Origin of the sequence: Pseudomonas sp. S49, from assembly GCF_009866785.1 — a bacterium.
Lineage (GTDB): Bacteria > Pseudomonadota > Gammaproteobacteria > Pseudomonadales > Pseudomonadaceae > Aquipseudomonas.
The window spans coordinates 1,333,037-1,355,249 of sequence record NZ_CP019432.1; the positions used below are offsets into that span (position 1 = coordinate 1,333,037).

19 protein-coding genes and 1 pseudogene are annotated in these 22,213 nt (G+C 60.4%); 12 read left to right on the forward strand and 8 right to left on the reverse strand.

Annotated features, from left to right (window positions below):
* Positions 1-138 precede the first annotated feature (138 nt).
* From ppc to PspS49_RS05765, 7 genes are all read left to right on the forward strand, one after another.
* Positions 139-2,769 (forward strand): phosphoenolpyruvate carboxylase, encoded by a 2,631-nt coding sequence (gene ppc, locus PspS49_RS05735; RefSeq protein WP_160038473.1) that lies wholly within the window; start codon positions 139-141, stop codon positions 2,767-2,769.
* Positions 2,770-3,069: 300 nt separating this feature from the next.
* The gene (gene adk, locus PspS49_RS05740) at positions 3,070-3,720 is read left to right on the forward strand and encodes an adenylate kinase (RefSeq protein ID WP_034154864.1); all 651 of its coding nucleotides are present in this window, start codon (positions 3,070-3,072) and stop codon (positions 3,718-3,720) included.
* A 93-nt stretch (positions 3,721-3,813) separates the two neighbouring features.
* A complete protein-coding gene (gene tsaB, locus PspS49_RS05745) occupies positions 3,814-4,488 on the forward strand; it encodes a tRNA (adenosine(37)-N6)-threonylcarbamoyltransferase complex dimerization subunit type 1 TsaB (RefSeq protein WP_160038475.1) in 675 nt (224 codons plus the stop codon).
* Positions 4,489-4,702: 214 nt separating this feature from the next.
* A complete protein-coding gene (locus PspS49_RS05750) occupies positions 4,703-5,014 on the forward strand; it encodes a hypothetical protein (RefSeq protein ID WP_127925983.1) in 312 nt (103 codons plus the stop codon).
* Positions 5,014-5,874, forward strand: a complete 861-nt coding sequence (locus PspS49_RS05755) for a DUF72 domain-containing protein (RefSeq protein WP_160038477.1) — start codon at positions 5,014-5,016, stop codon at positions 5,872-5,874. Before PspS49_RS05750 ends, PspS49_RS05755 begins: the two co-directional genes overlap by 1 nt.
* A gap of 32 nt (positions 5,875-5,906) precedes the next feature.
* Complete coding sequence (locus PspS49_RS05760) at positions 5,907-6,743, forward strand: isocitrate lyase/phosphoenolpyruvate mutase family protein (protein ID WP_127925985.1); 837 nt, start codon at positions 5,907-5,909, stop codon at positions 6,741-6,743.
* A gap of 2 nt (positions 6,744-6,745) precedes the next feature.
* On the forward strand, positions 6,746-7,438 hold the full coding sequence (locus PspS49_RS05765) for an extensin family protein (protein ID WP_150776122.1): 693 nt from the start codon (positions 6,746-6,748) through the stop codon (positions 7,436-7,438).
* A 3-nt stretch (positions 7,439-7,441) separates the two neighbouring features.
* Here PspS49_RS05765 and PspS49_RS05770 read toward each other — a convergent pair whose 3' ends face one another.
* A complete protein-coding gene (locus PspS49_RS05770) occupies positions 7,442-8,062 on the reverse strand; it encodes an energy transducer TonB (protein WP_127925987.1) in 621 nt (206 codons plus the stop codon).
* 95 nt (positions 8,063-8,157) lie between these two features.
* On the opposite strand from PspS49_RS05770, the gene PspS49_RS05775 reads away from it, so the two are divergent.
* Positions 8,158-8,937 carry a class I SAM-dependent methyltransferase gene (locus tag PspS49_RS05775; protein ID WP_174245099.1) on the forward strand — a complete coding sequence of 260 codons (780 nt, stop codon included), beginning with the start codon at positions 8,158-8,160 and terminating at the stop codon, positions 8,935-8,937.
* 105 nt (positions 8,938-9,042) lie between these two features.
* On the opposite strand, the gene PspS49_RS05780 is transcribed toward PspS49_RS05775, so the two are convergent.
* On the reverse strand, positions 9,043-9,678 hold the full coding sequence (locus PspS49_RS05780; RefSeq protein ID WP_127925989.1) for a TetR/AcrR family transcriptional regulator: 636 nt from the start codon (positions 9,676-9,678) through the stop codon (positions 9,043-9,045).
* Positions 9,679-9,772: 94 nt separating this feature from the next.
* On the opposite strand from PspS49_RS05780, the gene PspS49_RS05785 reads away from it, so the two are divergent.
* The 3 genes and pseudogenes from PspS49_RS05785 to PspS49_RS05795 all read left to right on the forward strand — a co-directional run.
* Positions 9,773-10,873, forward strand: a complete 1,101-nt coding sequence (locus PspS49_RS05785) for an efflux RND transporter periplasmic adaptor subunit (protein ID WP_160038481.1) — start codon at positions 9,773-9,775, stop codon at positions 10,871-10,873.
* A gap of 6 nt (positions 10,874-10,879) precedes the next feature.
* Complete coding sequence (locus PspS49_RS05790) at positions 10,880-13,948, forward strand: efflux RND transporter permease subunit (RefSeq protein ID WP_160038483.1); 3,069 nt, start codon at positions 10,880-10,882, stop codon at positions 13,946-13,948.
* Between the two features lie 1,162 nt (positions 13,949-15,110).
* A pseudogene (locus PspS49_RS05795) lies at positions 15,111-15,326 on the forward strand (DUF6124 family protein); the annotation flags it as partial.
* A gap of 60 nt (positions 15,327-15,386) precedes the next feature.
* On the opposite strand, the gene PspS49_RS05800 reads toward PspS49_RS05795, so the two are convergent.
* From PspS49_RS05800 to plsB, 3 genes are all read right to left on the reverse strand, one after another.
* Positions 15,387-16,076: a DUF4197 domain-containing protein gene (locus PspS49_RS05800; protein WP_150749455.1), complete on the reverse strand. Its 690-nt coding sequence runs from the start codon at positions 16,074-16,076 to the stop codon at positions 15,387-15,389.
* 40 nt (positions 16,077-16,116) lie between these two features.
* Positions 16,117-16,515 (reverse strand): YbaY family lipoprotein, encoded by a 399-nt coding sequence (locus PspS49_RS05805; protein ID WP_160038487.1) that lies wholly within the window; start codon positions 16,513-16,515, stop codon positions 16,117-16,119.
* Between the two features lie 130 nt (positions 16,516-16,645).
* Complete coding sequence (plsB, locus tag PspS49_RS05810) at positions 16,646-19,147, reverse strand: glycerol-3-phosphate 1-O-acyltransferase PlsB (protein WP_150749452.1); 2,502 nt, start codon at positions 19,145-19,147, stop codon at positions 16,646-16,648.
* 238 nt (positions 19,148-19,385) lie between these two features.
* Here plsB and PspS49_RS05815 point away from each other — a divergent pair, with 238 nt between their 5' ends.
* The gene (locus PspS49_RS05815) at positions 19,386-19,595 is read left to right on the forward strand and encodes a cold-shock protein (protein WP_007908870.1); all 210 of its coding nucleotides are present in this window, start codon (positions 19,386-19,388) and stop codon (positions 19,593-19,595) included.
* A 126-nt stretch (positions 19,596-19,721) separates the two neighbouring features.
* Here the strand turns inward: PspS49_RS05815 and PspS49_RS05820 are convergent, their stop codons facing one another.
* The 3 genes from PspS49_RS05820 to dapE form a co-directional block, all read right to left on the reverse strand.
* Positions 19,722-20,099 (reverse strand): hypothetical protein, encoded by a 378-nt coding sequence (locus tag PspS49_RS05820; protein WP_127925994.1) that lies wholly within the window; start codon positions 20,097-20,099, stop codon positions 19,722-19,724.
* A gap of 75 nt (positions 20,100-20,174) precedes the next feature.
* Positions 20,175-20,984 carry a putative RNA methyltransferase gene (locus tag PspS49_RS05825; protein WP_160038489.1) on the reverse strand — a complete coding sequence of 270 codons (810 nt, stop codon included), beginning with the start codon at positions 20,982-20,984 and terminating at the stop codon, positions 20,175-20,177.
* Positions 20,984-22,135 carry a succinyl-diaminopimelate desuccinylase gene (dapE, locus tag PspS49_RS05830; protein WP_122591327.1) on the reverse strand — a complete coding sequence of 384 codons (1,152 nt, stop codon included), beginning with the start codon at positions 22,133-22,135 and terminating at the stop codon, positions 20,984-20,986. Before dapE ends, PspS49_RS05825 begins: the two co-directional genes overlap by 1 nt.
* Positions 22,136-22,213: the final 78 nt, after the last annotated feature.

Genomic DNA, 22,213 nt, shown 5'->3' on the forward strand with positions numbered 1-22,213 from the left:
GCTTACTGTTGAGACTAGCTTTTGTCAGTAAGGTTTAAAGTCCCTTGGTCGGCTGCTTGTAAGAAGCGTCGTAGAGCGGCACTCTCTAGGTCATGCACTTGTTTCTAAGCCGTCCGGATTACTGCTGGGGAATTGCTGATGACCGATATTGATGCACGCTTGCGCGAAGACGTTCACCTGCTCGGAGAGCTGTTGGGCAACACCATTCGAGACCAGTACGGCGAGGCCTTCCTCGACAAGATCGAGCAGATTCGCAAGGGCGCCAAGGCTGACCGGCGGGGCTCGATGGACGCTGAGCTGAGCGCCAGCCTCAATCAATTGAGCGAAGACGAATTGCTCCCGGTGGCGCGGGCGTTCAACCAGTTTCTCAATCTGGCAAACATCGCCGAGCAGTATCAGCTGATCCATCGCCGCGAAGAATCGCAGCCGGCGCCGTTCGAATCCCGTGTGCTGCCGGAATTGCTCGCCCGTTTGCGCAATGAAGGCCACAGCGCCGAATCCCTGGCGAGGCAATTGTCGCGACTGGAAATTGAATTGGTGCTGACCGCGCACCCGACCGAAGTGGCGCGGCGCACGCTGATCCAGAAGTACGACGCGATCGCCGGGCAACTCGCTGCGCAGGATCATCGCGACCTGACCACAGCCGAACGCGAACAGATTCAAAACACCCTGCAACGGCTGATTGCCGAAGCCTGGCACACCGAAGAAATCCGCCGCACGCGCCCGACGCCGGTCGACGAAGCCAAGTGGGGCTTCGCGGTGATCGAACATTCGCTGTGGCAGGCGATTCCCAACCATATGCGCAAGGCCGACAAGGCTTTGCATGAAGCGACCGGCCTGCGCCTGCCATTGGAGGCTGCACCGATTCGCTTCGCGTCGTGGATGGGCGGCGACCGTGACGGCAACCCCAACGTCACCGCCGCGGTGACTCGCGAAGTGCTACTGCTGGCGCGCTGGATGGCCGCCGATTTGTACCTGCGCGATGTCGACCATCTCGCGGCTGAACTGTCGATGCAGCAGGCCAGCGATGCCCTCAAAGCCAAGGCCGGCGACAGCGCCGAACCGTATCGTGCGGTGCTCAAACAACTGCGCGAACGCCTGCGCGCGACGCGCAACTGGGCACACGCCGCGCTGACCGCACCGACGCCAGCGCCGTCTGATGTGCTGAGCAACAACCGTGATCTGCTCGATCCGCTGGAGCTGTGCTTCAACTCGCTGCACGAGTGTGGCATGGGTGTGATCGCCGATGGCCCGCTGCTTGATTGTCTGCGTCGGGCGGTGACATTCGGCTTGTTCCTCGTGCGTCTGGATGTGCGTCAGGACTCGTCGCGCCACAGCTCGGCGATGACCGAAATCACTGATTACCTCGGCCTCGGCCGCTACGAAGACTGGGACGAAGAGCAGCGCATCGCTTTCCTCACCCGCGAACTGAGCAACCGTCGGCCATTGCTGCCGGCGCACTTCAAGCCTTCTGCTGATACCGCTGAAGTACTCAACACCTGCAAGGAAATCGCCGCCGCGCCGGGTGCGTCGCTCGGTTCCTACGTGATCTCCATGGCCGGCGCAGCTTCCGATGTGCTCGCCGTACAACTGCTGCTCAAAGAGTCCGGCGTGTTGCGGCCGATGCGTGTGGTGCCGCTGTTCGAAACCCTCGCCGACCTCGACAATGCCGGGCCGGTAATGGAGCGACTGTTGCTGCTGCCGGGTTATCGTGCACGGCTGCAAGGTCCGCAGGAAGTGATGATCGGCTATTCCGACTCGGCCAAGGACGCCGGCACCACCGCAGCGGCTTGGGCGCAATATCGCGCGCAGGAACGTTTGGTGGAAATCTGCCGCGAGCAGCAAGTCGAATTGTTGTTGTTCCATGGTCGCGGCGGCACTGTTGGTCGTGGCGGTGGCCCGGCGCACGCGGCGATTCTGTCGCAGCCGCCGGGATCGGTGGCGGGGCGTTTCCGCACCACCGAGCAGGGCGAAATGATTCGATTCAAATTCGGCCTGCCAGATATCGCCGAACAAAACCTCAATCTGTATCTGGCGGCGGTGCTTGAAGCGACTTTGCTGCCGCCACCGCCGCCAACGCCTGAGTGGCGCCATCTGATGGATGAGTTGGCGGCGGACGGTGTCAGCGCTTATCGCCAGGTGGTGCGGGAAAATCCGCAATTCGTCGAGTACTTCCGTCAATCCACGCCGGAGCAGGAACTGGGGCGTTTACCGCTCGGTAGTCGCCCGGCCAAGCGTCGCGCGGGCGGCATAGAAAGTCTGCGAGCGATCCCGTGGATTTTTGGCTGGACGCAAACGCGGTTGATGCTGCCAGCGTGGCTGGGTTGGGAGTCGGCGCTGAGCAAAGCACTGGAGCGCGGCGAAGGCGAATTGCTCGGGCAGATGCGTGAACAATGGCCGTTCTTCCGCACTCGTATCGACATGCTCGAAATGGTCTTGGCCAAGGCTGATGCGGATATCGCATTGTCCTACGATCAGCGTCTGGTCGAGCCGGACTTGCTGCCGTTGGGCGCGCAGTTACGCGACCTATTGTCGCAGGCGTGTGCGGTGGTGCTCGGCCTGACTGGCCAGTCGCAGCTGCTGGCACATAGCCCTGACACCCTCGAATTCATCCGTTTGCGCAACACCTACCTCGACCCGCTGCATCTTTTGCAGGCCGAATTGCTGGCCCGCTCGCGGCAACAGGAGGTCGAGCAGGGCAGCCCGGTGGAACAGGCATTGCTGGTGTCTGTGGCGGGGATTGCCGCCGGTTTGCGAAATACCGGCTAACGTTTTTGTCGTGGCGTGCGGCATCGGCAACAAACGCCGGATGCCGCTTTGCCTCTCGGCGCAAAGTGCCGCCAGGCGACAGTTAATGATGGGGTTGCGACTTGGGTTACCGCGTCGCAAGGTCGCGGGGGGCTTCGGTTTCTCCGACTTTTGGCGTCTTGTGTGGGCGCAGCCTGCTGTGTATCTTGATCAGCCTTTGGCCGTTTGTGCGGCCACGACCCGTATTTTCAGGATTCGTCCCAAGCGGCGAATCCTTTGTTTTGTAAAAGCTTTTTATAAAAAAATTGAGGAGCACATCTAATGCGCGTCATTCTGCTGGGAGCTCCCGGGGCCGGTAAAGGTACTCAGGCTAAGTTCATCACCGAAAAATTCGGCATTCCACAAATTTCCACCGGCGACATGCTGCGTGCAGCGGTCAAGGCCGGTACTCCACTGGGCGTTCAAGCCAAGAGCATCATGGATGCCGGCGGTCTGGTGTCGGATGACCTGATCATCGCACTGGTTCAGGACCGTATCGCTCAGCCAGACTGCGCCAACGGCTTCCTGTTCGACGGCTTCCCGCGCACCATTCCGCAGGCTGAAGCCCTGGTGACTGCCGGTGTTGAGCTGGATGCCGTGGTTGAAATCGCTGTTGAAGACGAAGAAATCGTTCAACGCATCGCCGGTCGTCGTGTTCACGAAGCCAGCGGCCGCGTTTACCACATCGTCTACAACCCGCCGAAAATCGCTGGCAAAGACGACATCACCGGCGAAGAGCTGGTACAGCGCAAGGACGACACCGAAGAAACCGTGCGTCATCGCCTGTCGGTCTACCATTCGCAGACCAAGCCGCTGGTGGAGTTCTATCAGAACCTGTCCGCGAAAAACGCTGGCAAGCCGAAGTACAGCCACATCCCGGGCGTTGGTTCGGTCGATGCGATCACCGCCAAGGTGCTGGCCGCGCTGAGCTGAAAAGTCTGAACCGCAGCATCATCCACGGCCCGCTTGCGGGCCGTAGTTGTTTATACTGACGCACTTTTTCCCACCCCTGTTTTGGAAACATCGATGAGCACCTTGCTGGCCCTGGACACCGCGACTGAAGCTTGCTCCGTTGCTTTGCTGCATGACGGCAAGGTCACGAGCCATTACGAGGTGATCCCGCGCCTGCACGCGCAGAAGCTGCTGCCGATGATTCAGCAACTGCTGGCCGGCGCCGGCACCACGTTGCAAGCGGTCGATGCGATTGCCTTCGGTCGCGGGCCGGGTGCATTCACCGGGGTGCGGATTGCCATTGGTGTGGTGCAAGGTTTGGCGTTTGCGCTGGATCGTCCGGTGTTGCCGGTGTCCAACCTTGCCGTATTGGCCCAGCGCGCGTTGCGTGAGTACGGTGTGAGCCAGGTTGCGGCGGCCATCGATGCGCGGATGGATGAAGTGTATTGGGGCTGCTACCGCGAGACGGCAGGGGAGATGCGTCTGGTGGGCGCCGAAGCGGTGCTGCCGCCGGAAGTCGCGGCGCTGCCGGCCGATGCCAGTGGCGAGTGGTTCGGTGCCGGCACCGGTTGGGGTTATGCCGAGCGGATCGCGGTCAATCTGAGCGGCTCGGATGCAGGCATGTTGCCCCACGCCGAGGATCTGCTGACTCTGGCGCGCTTCGCTTGGGAGCGTGGCGAATCGGTTCCGGCGGATGACGCGCAACCGGTTTACCTGCGCGATAAAGTCGCCACCCCGAAAGCCCGCTAACTCCTAAAAGATCGCAGCCTTCGGCAGCTCCTACATGTGTACCTCTGCAGGAGCTGCCGAAGGCTGCGATCTTTTGATCTTCTGAAGCCAATCGTCAGTTTCTAACCCCTCGCTTTAAACCTTTTGCGCTTTATGTGTTCTAGTTATCACTCGGCGATTTGCTAAGTCGGTCAGGTGCCGCTAAATTGCCATCATCGATACCGAGCATGAAATTATGCGTATAGACGGCCTTTCCTCTCAGTCCTACCCCATCAAGCGCAAGCCTCGTAAAGGCAATGCGGCGCTGGATGAGTCCGTCGACGATATCGACGGCGAGCTGGAATTTCCGACTGAAGAGCAAATGGCTGCCCGCGCTGCTGCCAAAGCCGCCGCGCAACGCCTGAGCAATCTGCCCGCCCGTCAACAAGACATGATTTACCACCGTGCGATGAAAAAGAGCGTAGCCATGGCCCTGGCCAGCTACCTGAGCACCGCCGGGTTTGTCGATTGGGATGCAGACGTGCTGGGCCTCGATCTGTACATCTGATGGATCTGCCTTACTACCTCGGTTGCCCGTCCTGGAGCGAAAACGCCTGGCGCGAGTATCTGTACCCGGTAGACGCCAAAACTTCTGACTTCCTCAGTCTCTATTCGCAAGTGTTCAACGCCGTTGAAGGCAACACGACCTTCTACGCTAGCCCGTCGCCGGCCACCGTGCAGCGTTGGGCCGAGGTGATGCCCGAACACTTTCGCTTCACCGCCAAATTTCCCGGCGACATCAGCCACAGCGGTGATCTGCGCGAGCAACTGACCGCCGCCGATACCTTCCTGCAATTACTCAAACCCCTCGGCCAGCGTGTCTCGCCGCTGTGGTTGCAACTGTCGAAAAGCTTTACGCCGCATCGCCTGCCGGAACTGGCAGCGTTCTTCGATGCGCTGGATTGCCCGTTGGCGGTGGAAGTGCGGCATGAACAGTTCTTCGCCAAGGGCGAGAGCGAACGCCTGCTGAATCGCCTGCTGCTGGATCGTGGTGTCGAGCGCATTTGCCTTGATCCGCGTGCGCTGTTCAGCTGCCTGTCGACCGAGTCTTCGGTGATTCACGCGCAATCGAAAAAGCCGCGAGTGCCGACACGCCCGGCGGCATTTACGCAATTTCCGCAGGTGCGCTTCATTGGCCATCCAGAGCTTGAGGCCAACGACCCGTTTCTGCTGCCGTGGGTGGCTAAAATCGCCGAGTGGATCGAAGAGGGGCGCACGCCGTACATCTTCCTGCACACCGCCGACAACCTGTTGGCGGCAAAACTGGCGCAACGTTTTCACACGCAACTGATGCAACGTTTGCCTGGCCTGCCAGCGCTGCCTGAGCTATACAGAGAACCCGCCGCCGAGCAACTTGACCTGCTCTGAGGCGGATTTTTATCCTGCCAGGGAGCCTGCCGATGGACGCCTCAGCCCTTCAAGAACAAACCCGTAAAGCCCACGCCTTCAAAGTCCTGCATGAGCGTCCGGGGATTTTTGTCATTCCCAATCCGTGGGATGCAGGTTCGGCGAAAATGCTCGCCAGCCTGGGGTATCAGGCCTTGGCGACCACCAGCGCCGGGTATGCGTTTTCCCAAGGCAAGGCTGACGGTGCCTTGAGCCTTGATGAGACCTTGGCCAATGTCCGCGCAATCGTCGCCGCGACGGATCTGCCGGTGGCGGTGGATCTGGAAAACGGTTTTTCCGATGACCCGGCCGAAGCCGCGAAAAGCCTGCTTCGCGCAGCCGAGGCGGGCGCGGTGGGTGGCTCGATCGAAGACGCCACAGGCCGCGCGGATGCGCCGATCTATTGTTTCGAACACGCCGTGGCGCGCATCGAAGCCGCTGTTGCTGCGGTGCGCACGCTACCATTTCCCTTCATTCTCACCGCGCGTGCGGAAAACTATCTGCACGGTAATCCCGACATCAACGACACCATCCGCCGCTTGCAGGCCTTCGCCGAAGCAGGCGCCGACGTGCTGTACGCGCCAGGTTTGCGCAACGCCGAAGAAGTGCTGGCGGTGGTGCGCGCGGTGGCGCCGAAACCAGTCAACGTGCTGATGTCTGGCGGCTTGAAACTGACCGTGCAGGAGCTGGAGGAAATGGGCGTGCGCCGCATCAGTACCGGTTCGGCGCTGGCGTTGGCGGCGTTCGGCGAATTTTTTCGCGCCGCTGAAGAGATCCAGCAATCGGGCACGTTCGGCTTTACCTCGCAGTCGATGCCGTACGCCAAGGCCAATCAGTTCTTCAAGGGTTGAGCATGGGGCGATGGATTGCGCTAAGCGTCCTGTTGATCATCGGCGGCGCGTTGATCAGTGTCTGGCGCGGTTGGCTGGACGTGCCGCCAGAATGGAATCCATGGGCGCCGCTGGATGTGCAAGCCGCGCCCAACTGGCTGACCGGTTACAAGCTGATGCGCTTGCGCAGTGATCCTGAGCTCTGCGCCCAGGCGTTAAGCAGTTCCGATCTGCGCGTCACACGTCAATCCGACAGTCCTGACGCCAAGTGCCCACTGATCGGTGCATTACGCGTACAGGGCGGTGAGGTGGCGCTGAGCAGCAGTTTCCTCGCCAGTTGCCCGTTGGCGGTCGCCTACGCGATGTTCGAGCACCATTCGCTGCAACCCGCCGCACAGTCGGTTTACGGTCAGAAAGTCGCGCGAGTTGATCACCTCGGCAGCTTCGCCTGTCGCAATGTCTACAACCGCGAGAGCGGGGCGCTCAGCCGTCACGCCAGCGCCGATGCATTGGACATCGCCGGGTTTCGTCTGGCCGATGGCCGCACGGTCAGCGTACTCAAGGACTGGCCGAAGCAAAATCAGGACGCGCAGTTTCTCCGTCAGGTGCGCGACGGTGCCTGCGAGGCGTTCAGTGTGGTGTTGAGTCCGGATTACAACGCCGCCCATCGCAATCACTTTCATGTCGATGTCGGGCGCTGGAGCGTGTGTCGCTGAGGTTTAGGCGGCGAGGCGCAGGTTCTGCAGAACGATCGGGCGCGCCCAGCCATTATCGAAGTCCAGCGCCTTCTGTTGCTCGACGATTTCTTCTGGCGGGAACGGCGGGTAAGGCTTCTGCATCAGGTCGAGGTCGAACTCGGCAATCGGCAGGTACAGCGGTTTCTTCTGCGGGGCCGGGCCAGGCTCTGGAACAGGCTGACCATTGTTGATCACAACCGGACGCACCCAACTGCTGTCGAAATCCTGTTGCTCTTGCTGAGCTTTCAGTTCTTCTGGCGGGAATGGCGGGAATGGTTTGTCCAGCAAGTCCATTTCGAATTCGGCGATCGGCAGGAACAGCGGCTCCGGCGGGCGCACCTCGGTTTCCACCACATCGCATTCGCGCTGGCTGACGATGTGCGCGTGCAACTCGCTGCCGATGGTCGGTTCTTCCGGGCTGCTCAGGTCAACCGGCGGAAACGTACCGCAGGCAGGCACCACTTCACTCGTCTGTTCGGCCAGCGCCTGGGCAAAGAAATCCTGCCACAGATGACTGACGCCGCTCAGTGCTTGAGTGTTGTGACGGCTAAAGTCGCCATGGGGCGAGATGTAGCCAATCGATGTGGGAAGAATGCCTGACATTTTTTTCGGTTGACGCTCAGCTCTGGCAAAATGCGCGTTGAATGAGTTATCGGCGGTTTTTGCCGGTCCTTGAATTTTTGAGCGTGTTTTCCATGATTGAGCAACCCGCGGCCTGCCGCATCCATGTTCAGGCCCTCGGCCCGACGTTTGAAGCGCAAGCCGAGCAGTGGGCCGAGCGTCTGGGCCTGCCGCTTGAAGTGGCGGACGGCGAATTTGCCTTGCAGGTCGGCGAGCAGGGTTTGCAGCTGCAACAGCTCGGCCCGGACGCACCGGGGCCGGTGCGCGTCGACTTCGTTGAAGGCGGCGCGGCGCATCGGCGTTTATACGGGGGCGGCAGCGGGCAGATGATCGCCAAGGCTGTCGGCATTGCTCAAGGCGTGCGCCCGCGGGTGCTGGATGGCACGGCGGGGTTGGGCAAGGATGCGTTCGTGCTGGCCAGTCTGGGTTGCGAGATGAGTCTGATCGAGCGCCAGCCGCTGATCGGGGCGTTGCTGGAGGATGGCCTGGCACGCGCTGCGGAAGATTTCGATGTCGCGCCGATCGTGGCGCGAATGAAATTGCTCAAGGGCAATTCCATCGAAGTCATGCGGAACTGGGAAGGTGAGCCGCCGCAGGTGATTTATCTCGACCCGATGTTTCCGCATCGCGAGAAGACCGCGCTGGTGAAGAAGGAAATGCGTCTGTTCCGGCCGCTGGTGGGCGATGATCCGGATGCGCCGGCGTTGTTGCAGGCGGCGCTGGCCTTGGCGACGCACCGGGTAGTGGTCAAGCGACCGCGCAAGGCGCCGTGCATTGAGGGGCCGAAGCCGAGTCATGCGCTGGATGGCAAATCGAGCCGCTATGACATCTATCCGAAGAAAGCGCTAAAACCCTAAGACCGAGTCGCTGCTATTCGCGAGCAGGCTCGCTCCCACCTTGGAATGCATTTCAACTGTGGGAGCGAGCCTGCTCGCGAAGGCGTCCCCCCAGACACCACAGAATCAGGGGCGATAGGCGCGCATAAACAAAGCCACCACTTCCTCGATATGGCTCTCTGCAGCCTCTTCGCTCAACGGCTCCCCACACCCATACAACAGCCGGAAATTTCCCGCACCCTTGATCAGGCAAAAGAAATGCTCGGCGGCATTGCGCGGCAGATCGATGCTCAGCACGCCCGTCTCGTGGATGCGCGTCAACAGCCGCTCCATGCCCTGCACCATGCGCTGCGGGCCGGCCTCGAAGAAGATCAGTGACAGCTTCGGGTCCTGACTGCCGAGGGCCATGATCAAGCGGTGCAAGTTCACCGATTCATCGCTGTTGATCAGGTGATGAAAGCCTCGCGCAATGTTCAGCAACACATTTTCCACGGCGATGCCTTCAGGCAATTCGAAGAACAGTGGCGGTAATTGCTCTTCGCATTTGGCCACCACGGCGGCGGAGAACAGCGTCTCCTTGTCGTTGAAATGGCTGTAGACCGTCAGCTTCGACACGCCGGCCTCGCTGGCGACCGCGTCCATGCTGGTGTTGGCGTAGCCATGACTCAGAAACAGAATTTTCGCCGCGTCGAGGATGGCCTGGCGCTTGGCCAGATCCTTGGGGCGGCCCGGACCGTTTGGAGCTGAAAGATTGTTCGACATTCTTCGCTTTTAATACTGGACTGGTGAGTTTGCTATTAATACCATACCCGCCAGTATAATTATTCCAAGCACCATTAGCGAAAGGTCCGTCACCATGTTCCGCCATGCGTTGTCCCTCGCGTTGCCAGTGAGTCTGGCGTTCCTTTTGTCAGCGTGTGGTCAGGAAGAGGCGACGCAAGTCACCGTGCGACCGGCCATGGTGGTGCAGCCAGAGCCTTCGGCGCAGGCGATGGAAAGTTATCCGGGCGAGGTTCGCGCTCGCTACGAACCCGATCTGGCCTTCCGCATTGGCGGCAAAGTCAGCCGACGACTGGTCGATGAGGGCCAGCGGGTGAATGCTGATCAGCCACTCGCCGAGCTCGATCCGCAGGACGTGCGCCTGCAACTGGAAGCCACCCGCGCCCAGGTCGCCGCCGCCGAAGCCAATCTCAATCTGGTGCGTGCCGAGCGCGATCGCTACAAGACCCTGATGGATCGGCAGATGGTCAGCCGCTCGGCTTACGACAATGCCGAAAATCTTTACCGCTCCGGTGAAGCCCGCCTCAAACAAATCAAAGCCGAATTCAACGTATCGACCAATCAGGCCAGTTACGCCGTGCTGCGTGCGCCGCAGGATGGCGTGGTGGCCAAGCGTTCGGTCGAGGTGGGGCAGGTGGTTGCCGCCGGGCAAACCGTATTCACCTTGGCCACTGATGGCGAGCGCGAAGTGTTGATCAGCCTGCCGGAGCAGAGCTTCGGGCGCTTCAAGGTCGGTCAGCCAGTGACGGTTGAATTGTGGACGCAGCAAAACCAGCGTTTCGCCGGGCAGATCCGCGAACTGTCGCCCGCCGCCGATCCACGCTCACGCACCTTTGCTGCACGTATTTCCTTCACCGGCGGCAAAGTCCCGGCCGAACTGGGCCAGAGCGCCCGGGTGTTTGTGCAATCGGCTGACAGCGTTTCCCTGTCGGTGCCGCTCTCGGCACTCACCGCGGAAAACAGCGCGACCTACGTGTGGGTCGTCAACGGCAACAACACCTTGAAGAAAACCCCGGTGCGCATCGGCCCGTTCGGCGAGAAAACCGTGCCGGTGCTCGAAGGCTTGAACGCCAGCGACTGGGTGGTGGCCGCCGGTGTGCATGTGTTGCTTGAAGGGCAGCAGGTGCGTCCGGTGGATCGCTCCAACCGTGTGGTCAATCTGGCGGACAAGGAGTAAGCCACGATGCGCTTCAACCTTTCCGAATGGGCGCTGCGTAATCGCCAGATCGTACTGTTCCTGATGCTTTTGCTGGCCATCGTTGGTGCGTTGTCCTACACCAAACTCGGCCAGAGCGAAGACCCGCCGTTTACTTTCAAAGCCATGGTGATTCAAACCCGTTGGCCGGGGGCGACCGCGCAGGAAGTCTCGCGCCAGGTTACCGAACGCATCGAAAAGAAGCTGATGGAAACCGGTGAGTACGAACGCATTGTGTCGTTCTCGCGCCCCGGTGAATCCCAGGTGACATTCATTGCCCGCGACTCGATGCACTCCAAGGAAATTCCCGACCTCTGGTATCAGGTGCGCAAGAAGGTCAGTGATATTCGCCAGACCTTGCCGCCGGACATACAGGGGCCGTTCTTCAACGATGAATTCGGTACCACGTTCGGCAATATCTATGCGCTGACCGGCGACGGTTTCGATTACGCGGTGCTCAAGGATTACGCCGACCGTATCCAGATCCAGCTGCAACGGGTCAAGGATGTTGGCAAGGTTGACCTGCTTGGTTTGCAGGATGAGAAAATCTGGGTCGAGCTGTCCAACGTCAAACTGGCAACGCTCGGCTTGCCGCTGGCGGCGGTGCAACAAGCGCTGCAAGAGCAGAACGCGGTGTCGACCGCGGGGTTCTTTGAAACCGGTAGCGAGCGTTTGCAACTACGAGTCTCGGGGAATTTTCAGACGGTCGAGGAGATAAAAAACTTCCCGATCCGCGTCGGTGATCGTACGTTCCGCATCTCCGATGTCGCCGATGTGCGTCGCGGGTTCAACGATCCACCGGCGCCGCGCATGCGCTTCATGGGCGAAGACGCGATTGGTCTGGCGGTAGCGATGAAGGATGGCGGCGACATTCTGGTGCTGGGTAAAGCGCTGGAAGGCGAGTTCTCGCGCATCCAGAAAAACCTCCCGGCCGGTATGCAATTGCGCAAGGTTTCCGACCAGCCGGCGGCGGTGAAAACCGGAGTCGGCGAGTTTGTTCAGGTACTGGTCGAAGCGCTGGCGATTGTCTTGCTGGTGAGCTTCTTCTCCCTCGGCGTGCGCACCGGCATGGTGGTGGCGCTGACCATTCCGCTGGTGCTGGCGATGACTTTCGCCTGCATGTATTACCTCGGCATCGGCCTGCACAAGATCTCCCTTGGCGCGTTGGTGCTGGCGCTGGGCTTGCTGGTGGACGACGCGATCATTGCTGTGGAAATGATGGCGATAAAAATGGAGCAGGGTTTCGACCGCATCCGCGCGGCGAGCTACGCCTGGACCAGCACCGCGTTCCCGATGCTCACCGGCACATTGATCACTGCCGCCGGGTTTCTGCCGATTGCCACGGCGCAGTCCGGCACTGGCGAATACACCCGTTCGATCTTTCAGGTGGTCACGATTGCGCTGCTCGCTTCGTGGGTGGCGGCGGTGATGTTTGTGCCGTATCTGGGGGAAAAACTCCTGCCGGATCTGGCGAAAATTCATGCGGCCAAACATGGCACTGGCGATGGTCAGCCGGATCCGTATGGCACGCCGTTCTATCAGCGGGTTCGGCGTTTGGTGGAGTGGTGCGTGGCGCATCGCAAGACCGTAATCGTGCTGACGGTGGGGCTGTTTATCGCCTCGGTGATGTTGTTCCGCTTCGTCCCGCAGCAGTTCTTCCCGGCCTCCAATCGACTGGAGTTGATGGTCGATCTGAAATTGGCTGAAGGCGCGTCGCTGGCCAATACCACCGGTGAGGTGAAACGGCTGGAGGCGATGCTCAAGGATCATGCGGGCATCGACAATTATGTGGCCTATGTTGGCACCGGTTCGCCGCGTTTCTACCTGCCGCTGGATCAGCAGTTGCCGGCGGCGAGCTTCGCGCAGTTTGTGGTGTTGGCGAAAACTATCGAGGAGCGGGAAGCACTACGCAGCTGGTTGATCGAGACGCTTAACGAGCAATTTCCTGCATTGCGTTCGCGGGTTACACGCTTGGAAAACGGTCCGCCGGTTGGCTATCCGGTGCAGTTCCGCGTCACCGGCGAACACATCGAAGAGGTCCGCGCGTTGGCGCGCAAAGTGGCGGCCAAGGTTCGCGAGAATCCGCATGTGGTCAATGTGCATCTGGATTGGGAAGAGCCGAGCAAAGTGGTGTACCTGAATATCGATCAGGATCGCGCCCGGGCATTGGGTGTAAGCACGGCGAATCTGGCGAAATTCCTGCAGAGTTCGTTGACCGGGTCGAGTGTCAGCCAGTATCGCGAAGACAACGAATTGATCGAGATTCTGCTGCGCGGCACGGTGCATGAGCGTACCGAGTTGTCGTTGTTGCCGAGTCTGGCGGTGCCGACGGATAACGGCCGCAGTGTGGCGTTGTCGCAGATTGCTACCCTTGAATATGGCTTTGAGGAGGGGATTATCTGGCACCGCAATCGTCTGCCGAACGTGACCGTACGGGCGGATATTTATGGCAAGGAACAGCCGGCGACGCTGGTGAAGCAGATCATGTCGACGCTGGATTCGATTCGCGCCGAGTTGCCCGATGGTTATCTGTTGGATGTCGGTGGCACGGTGGAGGATTCCGAGCGTGGGCAGAAGTCGGTGAATGCCGGGGTGCCGATGTTCATCGTCGTGGTGCTGACGCTTTTGATGGTGCAGTTGCGCAGTTTTTCGCGCACGGCGATGGTGTTTTTGACGGCGCCGTTGGGGTTGATCGGGGTGGTGCTGTTTTTGATGGTGTTCCGCCAGCCGTTCGGGTTTGTGGCGATGTTGGGGACGATTGCGTTGTCCGGGATGATCATGCGCAATTCGGTGATTCTGGTGGATCAGATTGAGCAGGATATCAAGTCCGGGCTTAAGCCTTGGCAGGCGATTATCGAGGCTACGGTTCGACGCTTCAGGCCGATTGTGTTGACGGCGTTGGCGGCGGTGCTGGCGATGATTCCGTTGTCGCGGAGTGTTTTTTTTGGGCCGATGGCGGTGGCGATCATGGGCGGGTTGATTGTGGCTACGGCGTTGACGCTGTTGTTTTTGCCGGCGTTGTATGCGGCTTGGTTCAGGGTTCGGCGCGAGGCTTGATCCTTTGTTTGACGTGGCGGCCTTCGGGCCGACCATGTTCTTGGGGTTTGGGTGAATATCCGTTTCTGCGGGCGCTGCCGCTGGCGGTTTCGCTTTTACAGCGAGTCCCTTTGGCAAACGCCCCAAAGGAACCAAAGGTCTGCGCCCTGACGTTCGGCCCGCTCGCTGGGGCTCGGGGTTCCTTCGCTCCGGGATCGATCCGGGGGCATCGCTTCCGGTTTGCTTCGCTGCACCTCCTTTCGATGTGTTCGACTTCGTCGAACGGTCGCTGCGCTCCCACCCCCGGATCAATCCCTCCACTCAGCCTGCCGACGGGCTTCCAGATCAAGATCAAAAGCTGCAGCCGAGCTAACGCTCATCCTGTTGAGTGGTGAGGAGCAGAAGCGATCTGCTCTTGCTCTTTTGTGGGAGCGAGCTTGCTCGCGAAGGCGGCCTGATAGCCGACCTGTTTTTTGCAGATGTACGCAATCCAACTGTAGGAGTGAGCCTGCTCGCGATGAGGTCCTGACAGCCGCCCAATCTCTACCGGCATACACCCAATCCAATTGTGGGAGCTGGCTTGCCAGCGATGGCGGCCTGACAGCCGACCTGTTTTCTGCAGGTGTACTCAATCCAACTGTAGGAGTGAGCCTGCTCGCGAAGGCGGCCTGACAGCCGACCTGTTTTCTGCAGGTGTACTCAATTCAACTGTGGGAGCGAGCCTGCTCGCGAAGGCGGCCTGACAGCCGACCCGTTTTTTGCAGGTGTACTCCATTTAACTGTAGGAGTGACCCTGCCGGCGATGACGATCGGACAGGCAAAATTGTTTAACCGTGTTGCGAAAATACAGAACCTTCCCACAAGGTTTTCAGGTTGTCCGTCGGAAGCGCGATCTCTAGGCTAGGTCTGTCGCTGCAAAAATCAGCGACCGGGTTTCGCAGCCCGGTTAAACTTCAGACGCACAGCGTCCACCATCCGAAAGCGGGCGCTTTTTTATGCCTGTGTCATGGCGGTTGTGCGCGGGATACCTTCGGGTATGCCGGGTGCCTGAAGTCCCGGTCTGCGAACCTGCGTACAGCTGCCACCTAACTTTCGTTTCGCAGCGAACGGTGGCGGCTCCACTACTTCAGGAGATTTCGCCATGTTCAAAACCACACCCAATCCCCCCAAACCCGTCAGCCATCCCAGCACAATTTTTACCGTCCTTCCCGAAGTCGATTCCGAAACATTACTCGCTCACGCCTGTGAAACCCTGGCCTCAGCCAACATCATGGCCAGCGAACTGGCGTTCACCCTGAATGGCCCGACGTGTAGTCAGCTTCTGGGTATTCAGCAGATGATTTCCCTCGCTGAGCTGTCGGTGAATCGCGTCCTCGATCAAGTCGATCCGCAAAACTGACGCCCACAAAAAAGCCCGCTGAACCGGTAAAGGTCAGCGGGCTTTTTGTCGTTCAGCACATTACAACGTGCCGAACACCTTCTTCGCCAGACTGGTCGCCGCTGCGGCCGGGTTCTGGCGGATGGTTTCTTCCTGTTTGCCGATCATCTCGAACAGGCCGTTGAGCGCTTGCTCGGTGACGTAGTTTTCAACGTTGGCGCTCTTCGCGTCTACCACACCAAACGTCGCGGCCTGGCCGGCGAAGGCGTTGTACTTCTGCGCCACGCCAACCTTGTCGGTCGCTTGTTTGACGATCGGCAGGAACTTGGCGCGGATCTGTTCGCGGCTGGATTTGTCGAGGTATTGCGTGGCCGAGTCCTTGCCGCCACTGAGGATGCCTTTGGCGTCTTCCACGCTCATTTTCTTCACGGCATCGACGAGGATTGGCTGGGCCTGAGTCACCGCGGATTCGGCAGCCTTGTTCATGGCGGTTTCCAGTTCTTCGACCTGGGCGCCCATGCCGAAGGCTTTCATTTTGCTCGCGGCTTTGCCGAGTTTGCCCGGCAGTTCGATCTTCACGTCGGGGTTGTTGCTGAAACCGCCGGGTGTGCCGAGTTGTTTGACGGCGATTTGCGCACCCTGGGTCAGGGCATCCTTGAGGCCGCCGGTCGCGTCTTTTTGCGACAGGTCACTCAGCGACAAAGCCATGGCGCTGGCGGAGATCATCAGGCCTGCACACAGGCCGGCGAAGCGAAGGGTAGGGCGGAACATGGCGGCTTCCTTGTTGCGGAAAAGGGCTGCGGAAAATGAATTAACGAACGGCGTCGACGCGGATTTTCAGCGGCTGCGGGTCGTTGCCGTCGAGTTGCACGGCGTGGTTTTCGGTGGTGATGAACATCAGTTCGCCGTTCACTTCAATGCGCGCGCTGACCGAGTAACGGTGGCCCGGTTTGACCTGCGCCGGATCGTAGCTCAAGTGGAAGGGCAGTGGCACTTGACCTTTGACCGGGCCTTTCTGCTCGTCCAGCACCACGGCTGGCGCATCGGCCAAGGAAACGTCCTGCAGGCTGACGCTGAGGGTCGCGCTCGGTGGCAGGGCGATGCGCTGCAGGTAGAACACTTCACCGTCGAGGCTGACCTTGCCGGCAGGTGTGGTCGATTGGCAGGCGCTCAACAGCGTAGCGGCGGCGAGGGTTAGTAGTTTCTTCAAGGTACATCTCCTTTCAATGTGGGAGCGACGTTGCGACGATTCGACCTGCTCGCGAAAGCGGTATTTCAGTCACTGAGATGTCGACTGACACTCCGCCTTCGCGAGCAGGCTCGCTCCCACAGGGTTTGCATCAGGTCTCGGGTTGGGCGACGACCTGATCGGCAGCATCTTCACTGCGATGCAGTGCAACCTGGCGGATCGACAAACGAATCTCCGCCGGCAACACGCGCTTGGCCGCACCTTCGGCGAGTTCGCCAAGCAGCTCGTGGTAACTCAGTTTTCCGGCTTCGTCGCGGCGCAGCACGTCGAGGTCGAGCATCGTCTGGATGAAGTGACGGAACAGGCTCTTGTCGAAGAACTCCGGCGCATTCAGACCGTGGAGGATCGACAGGCGCTGGGCCATGACCGTGCAGAGATCTTCCAGCTCTTCGGCGCTGACGGTGTTCTGGCCGCTGTTGAGCAGCAAGGACACGGTCATGTAGAAGCGCTGCAAGGTCTGGGCGATGCTCTTCGACAGCAGCGTCAGCAGGACGAAATGCCGCGAACTTGGCGCCGGACGCAGGTAGACGTCCTTCTCGAAGCGCAGCAGGCCTTGCTCGACGAACGCTTCGAGCCACTGATCAACCACACCGTCCAGTTCGTCCAGCGTCCAGCGAATGAACAGCTCCGATTGCAGGTACGGATAGAGCGCGCGGGTGTAGCGCAGGATCTGTTCGCGGCTCATGCGCGAAGCGCTCTGGAAGAAACTCGCCAGCAGCGCAGGCAACGCGAAGATGTGCAGCACGTTGTTGCGGTAGTAGGTCATCAGGACGGCGTTCTGCTCATCCAGATAGAGAATCTTGCCCAGCGCATCGTTCTGCTCAGCGAGCAGGTCCATGTCCTTCACATGCTCGATCAGCGCACGACCATCGCCTTCCGGCAGCGTGGTGTGCGGCGAATACGGGACTTTGCGCAGCAGCGCCAGGTACAGGTCCAGCACCCGCGCCATGGCGCGATCGTCCAGCGCCAGACGTGTGGTCGACAGCAGCGCCAGCGCGACAAGGTTGACCGGGTTGATCGCCGCCGCTTCGTTCAAATGCTGCGCGACTTTCTCGCCAAGGCGATTGGTGGTTTCGTTGAGCCACGCCGGTTTGTACTGCGGGCCGAGTTCCTGCTGGCGCCAGTCCGGTTGCTCGGCATCAAGGAATTCCGCCAGTTTGATCGGCTCGCCGAAGTTCACCGCGACCTGACCGAAGCGCTGCTTGAGCGCACCGATGACTTTGAAAATGTCGAAGATCGATTCTTTCTTCTTGCTCGCGCCGCGCAGTTCGCCGAGGTAGGTGCGACCTTCCAGCACGCGCTCATAACCGATGTACACCGGCACAAACACGATCGGCATCCGCGACGAACGCAGGAAGCTGCGCAGGGTGATGGCGAGCATGCCGGTTTTCGGCTGCAGCATGCGCCCGGTGCGCGAGCGGCCGCCCTCGACGAAGTACTCGACCGGGAAACCTTTGGTGAACAGGGTGTGCAGGTATTCGTTGAACACTGAGGTGTACAGCGGATTGCCCTTGAATGTGCGACGCATGAAGAACGCGCCGCCGCGACGGAGCAGGCTGCCGATCACCGGCATGTTCAGGTTGATCCCGGCGGCGATGTGCGGCGGGGTCAGGCCGTTGCGGAACAGCAGATACGACAGCAGCAAATAGTCGATGTGGCTGCGGTGGCACGGTACGTAGATCACTTCGTGACCCTGGGCGACCTTCTGCACGCCTTCGATGTGGTTGACCTTGATGCCGTCGTAGATCTTGTTCCAGAACCAGCTGAGCACCACTTCGAGAAAGCGGATCGCGGTGTAGGTGTAGTCCGAGGCGATCTCGTTGCCGTAGCGCAAGGCCTGGGCCTTGGCTTTCTCCGCGGAGATGTTTTCGCGCTCGGCTTCGTCGAGGATCGCTTGCTTGACCAGTGGCTGGTTGAGCAGACCTTTGACCAGGTTGCGACGGTGGGAAATGTCCGGGCCGATCACCGCTGCTTTCAGATTACGGAAGTGTACGCGCAGGATTCGCTGGGCCATGCGCACGGTGCGTTCGTGGCCCTTGTTGTGCTCGATCAGCTCGCGCAGGTGAATCGGCGCCGAGAATTGCACGCGGGTTTTACGCCCGAGAACAATGATGCTCAACAGACGACGCAGGCGCCCGGTGACGGCCCAGCTGTCGGCGAACAACAGCTTCCACGGACTGTTTTCGCTGTCCGGCGATTGGCCCCAGAACACGCTGACCGGAATGATCTGCGCATCTTCAGCAGCGTTCTGCGTCAGTGCGCTGACCAGGCGAGTCAGGGTTGGCGGCGCGCCGCGTTTGTCCTGGCGACCGAGCCAGTCTGGATCCGGCGTCAGGTAAAAAAACGCCGCCGGTTCGATCAGCGAACCCACCGACACCGGCAGCACCGGACGCGGCAGGCCGGCCTTGGTGCACTCGGTGTCGAGCACGGCCAGATCGGTCAGCGAAGGGTTTTGCAGGACGTAGAACACCGGACGACTGCGGTCGAGGTTGAGGGTGAACGACGACTGGTTGATCGTTTCCGAGCGGACCCAGAGGTACAACAGTCGGCGCAAGGTGCCAAACACAAGACGGCGGAACGGGGAACGGGTCATACGGCTTCTGCGTGAGTGGATAAAACCGAGCATTTGCTCGGGAGGTCGACAGTTTGCCGTATTCACCGAAAATCGGCAAAAAAGCGGCGAAGTAATCTCCTGTTGAGAGTTTTCGCGCCTGTCATATACTCGGCGGTCTGTCGCCGGGGCCCTTTTATGGACGTCGGACGCAGGCTGACGTTCCGCAAAGGCTTTCCTGCGAAAAGCCTGTTCAATAATAAAAAAGGAGTACGAACAGATGGCAACACGTGAAACCGGCAACGTGAAGTGGTTCAACGACGCCAAAGGCTACGGCTTTATCCAGCGCGAAGACGGGGTGGACGTGTTCGTGCACTACCGCGCGATTCGCGGCGAAGGGCATCGGTCGCTGACCGAGGGCCAGCAGGTCGAGTACGCGGTGATTACCGGCGAGAAGGGTTTGCAGGCTGAGGATGTTGTAGGCCTGTAAGTCGCTGAAAACCACTGTGGGAGCGAGCCTGCTCGCGAATGCGTAGTGTCAGTCGATATGAATGGTGACTGATACACCGCATTCGCGAGCAGGCTCGCTCCCACATGGGATCTATGTTGCCTGTTGTTACGCGGTTTTCCAGGTGATTTCTTCTTCACCGTCTTCGCTGATGCGCATCCAGCGATCCGCCGTTTCCTCACCTTCTTCTTCAACCCACGTGCCCGGCGCGCAACGCACTTCCACGTTCAGCGCAGCGAATGCGGCGCGGGCGCAGGCGATGTCGTCGTCCCATGGCGTCTGGTCGCTTTCCAGGTACAGGCTGTTCCATTTGCCCACGGCTTTCGGCAGCCAGGTCACCGGCACGTTGCCGGCCTTGCACTTCCAGGTCTGGCCTTTCTGAACCCAGTCGGTGCACGGGCCCAGCGCGGCGCCCAGCCAGGCCGAAATGGCCTTGTGGTCGACGTCGGCGTCTTTCAGGTAAATCTCGATATCCGGTTGGCGCATGGATGTCCTCACTGCGGGTCTGAAAAATCCATTCGCGGATTTAGCCGGCCCCGGGCACTCGCCCGAGACCAAAAGTTATTGAAGAACGAAATAATCGTAGCGCATCGACACAGTGGTCTCGAACGGCTCGGCCTGTTCGATCACCGCCGCACGACGCTCGGCACTGGCGCGCCAGCCGTGGGGCGTCATCGCCAACAGGTTGGCGCGATCCTCGGGCTTGTCCAGCGTCAGCTTGAATTCCAGGGTTTCACTGTGCGCCATCGCCATGCCTTCCGGCACCAGGGCCAGATGCTTGTCGTCGGTGTACTCGCGCACTTCGTCGTACAGGCGTTCGCGCAACTCCATCAGGTGGCCGCTGGTCGGGCCGACTTTCATCAGACCGCCGCCGACACTGAGCAAGCGCTTGGCCTCTTCCCAATCCAAAGGACTGAAAACACTGGCGAGAAACTGGCAACTGCCCGACGCCAACGGCACGCGGGCCATGCTGGCGATCAACCAGGTGATTGCCGGGTTGCGTTTGCAGGCGCGTTTGACCGCTTCACGGGAAATATCCAGCGCGTAGCCATCAGCGTTCGGCAGGGCCTCGGCGATCTGCGCGGTGTAATAACCCTCGCCGCAACCGATATCGACCCAGCGATCCGGCGCATAACTCGCTGCCAGTTCGGCCAGACGCTTGGCTACCGGCGCGTAATGGCCAGCGTTCAAGAAGTCGCGGCGCGCTTCGACCATGGCCTGGTTGTCGCCAGGATCACGGCTGTTTTTGTGCTGCACCGGCAGCAGGTTGAGGTAACCCTGTCGCGCACGGTCGAAACGATGGCCGGCGGGGCAGACCACGCCGTTATCCACCGCATTCAGCGGTTCACTGCAGATGGGGCAAGCGAGCATCAGGCGAGCAACTTGATCAGGGTCTGGTAGTAGATTTCGGTCAGCACATCGAGATCTGCTGCCAGCACGCGTTCGTTGACCTGGTGAATGGTCGCGTTGACCGGGCCCAGTTCAACCACCTGCGTACCCATGGTCGCGATGAAACGGCCATCGGAGGTGCCGCCGCTGGTCGACGCCTTGGTCTCGCGGCCGGTGATGTCCTTGATGCTCGCCGACACCGCGTCGAGCAGCGCGCCAGGTTCGGTGAGGAACGGCAGACCGGACAGCGCCCAGTCGATGTGCCAGTCCAGATCATGCTTGTCGAGAATGTCAGCCACGCGCTTCTGCAGGCCTTCAACGGTCGATTCGGTGGAGAAACGGAAGTTGAAAACCGCCACCAGATCGCCCGGAATCACGTTGGTCGCGCCGGTGCCGGAGTTGACGTTGGAAATCTGGAAACTGGTTGGCGGGAAGAAATCGTTACCGTGATCCCAGTGCTCGGCGGCCAGTTCGGCCAGCGCCGGAGCGGCGAGGTGGATCGGATTCTTTGCCAAGTGTGGATAGGCGACGTGGCCCTGAATGCCTTTGACCGTGAGCTTTGCACCCAGCGAGCCGCGACGACCGTTTTTCACCACGTCGCCAACCAGTGTGGTGCTCGACGGTTCGCCGACGATGCACCAGTCCAGACGCTCGTTGCGCGCGGCCAAGCGCTCGACCACTGCTTTGGTGCCGTGATGCGCCGGGCCTTCTTCGTCGCTGGTGATCAGGAACGCGACCTTGCCCTTGTGGTTCGGGTAGTCGGCGACGAAACGCTCAGCGGCGACGGTCATCGACGCCAGGCTGCCTTTCATGTCCGCCGCGCCACGGCCGCAGAGCATGCCGTGTTCGTCGATCAGTGCGTTGAACGGGTCGATCTGCCACGCGGTGACCGGGCCGGTCGGCACCACGTCGGTGTGGCCGGCGAAGCACAGTACCGGGCCGTCGTTGGTGCCGTGGGTCGCCCAGAAGTTATCCACATCTTCGATGCGCATCGGCTCGAGGCTGAAACCGGCATCGCCCAGGCGCTGCATCATCTGCTTCTGGCAATCGGCGTCGACCGGCGTCACGGACGGACGGCGGATCAGGTCGATGGCGAGTTGGAGGGTCGGCGAAAGGTCGGCGTGGGCCGTCATGGAAAACTCCGGGATCATGAATTTGAGCGAGGGCCACTGTGGGAGCCAGCCTGCTCGCGAATGCGGTGTATCAGGCAA

Excerpts from the sequence above, each read along its gene's own strand:
- PspS49_RS05755 (WP_160038477.1), top strand. The coding sequence starts at position 5,014 with ATGGATCTGCCTTACTACCTCGGTTGCCCGTCCTGGAGCGAAAACGCC.
- adk (WP_034154864.1), top strand. The coding sequence starts at position 3,070 with ATGCGCGTCATTCTGCTGGGAGCTCCCGGGGCCGGTAAAGGTACTCAG.
- PspS49_RS05790 (WP_160038483.1), top strand. The coding sequence starts at position 10,880 with ATGCGCTTCAACCTTTCCGAATGGGCGCTGCGTAATCGCCAGATCGTA.
- PspS49_RS05770 (WP_127925987.1), bottom strand. The coding sequence starts at position 8,062 with ATGTCAGGCATTCTTCCCACATCGATTGGCTACATCTCGCCCCATGGC.
- PspS49_RS05780 (WP_127925989.1), bottom strand. The coding sequence starts at position 9,678 with ATGTCGAACAATCTTTCAGCTCCAAACGGTCCGGGCCGCCCCAAGGAT.
- tsaB (WP_160038475.1), top strand. The coding sequence starts at position 3,814 with ATGAGCACCTTGCTGGCCCTGGACACCGCGACTGAAGCTTGCTCCGTT.
- PspS49_RS05825 (WP_160038489.1), bottom strand. The coding sequence starts at position 20,984 with ATGCTCGCTTGCCCCATCTGCAGTGAACCGCTGAATGCGGTGGATAAC.
- PspS49_RS05750 (WP_127925983.1), top strand. The coding sequence starts at position 4,703 with ATGCGTATAGACGGCCTTTCCTCTCAGTCCTACCCCATCAAGCGCAAG.
- PspS49_RS05765 (WP_150776122.1), top strand. The coding sequence starts at position 6,746 with ATGGGGCGATGGATTGCGCTAAGCGTCCTGTTGATCATCGGCGGCGCG.
- PspS49_RS05815 (WP_007908870.1), top strand. The coding sequence starts at position 19,386 with ATGGCAACACGTGAAACCGGCAACGTGAAGTGGTTCAACGACGCCAAA.
- PspS49_RS05760 (WP_127925985.1), top strand. The coding sequence starts at position 5,907 with ATGGACGCCTCAGCCCTTCAAGAACAAACCCGTAAAGCCCACGCCTTC.
- ppc (WP_160038473.1), top strand. The coding sequence starts at position 139 with ATGACCGATATTGATGCACGCTTGCGCGAAGACGTTCACCTGCTCGGA.
- PspS49_RS05800 (WP_150749455.1), bottom strand. The coding sequence starts at position 16,076 with ATGTTCCGCCCTACCCTTCGCTTCGCCGGCCTGTGTGCAGGCCTGATG.
- PspS49_RS05785 (WP_160038481.1), top strand. The coding sequence starts at position 9,773 with ATGTTCCGCCATGCGTTGTCCCTCGCGTTGCCAGTGAGTCTGGCGTTC.
- plsB (WP_150749452.1), bottom strand. The coding sequence starts at position 19,147 with ATGACCCGTTCCCCGTTCCGCCGTCTTGTGTTTGGCACCTTGCGCCGA.
- PspS49_RS05820 (WP_127925994.1), bottom strand. The coding sequence starts at position 20,099 with ATGCGCCAACCGGATATCGAGATTTACCTGAAAGACGCCGACGTCGAC.
- dapE (WP_122591327.1), bottom strand. The coding sequence starts at position 22,135 with ATGACGGCCCACGCCGACCTTTCGCCGACCCTCCAACTCGCCATCGAC.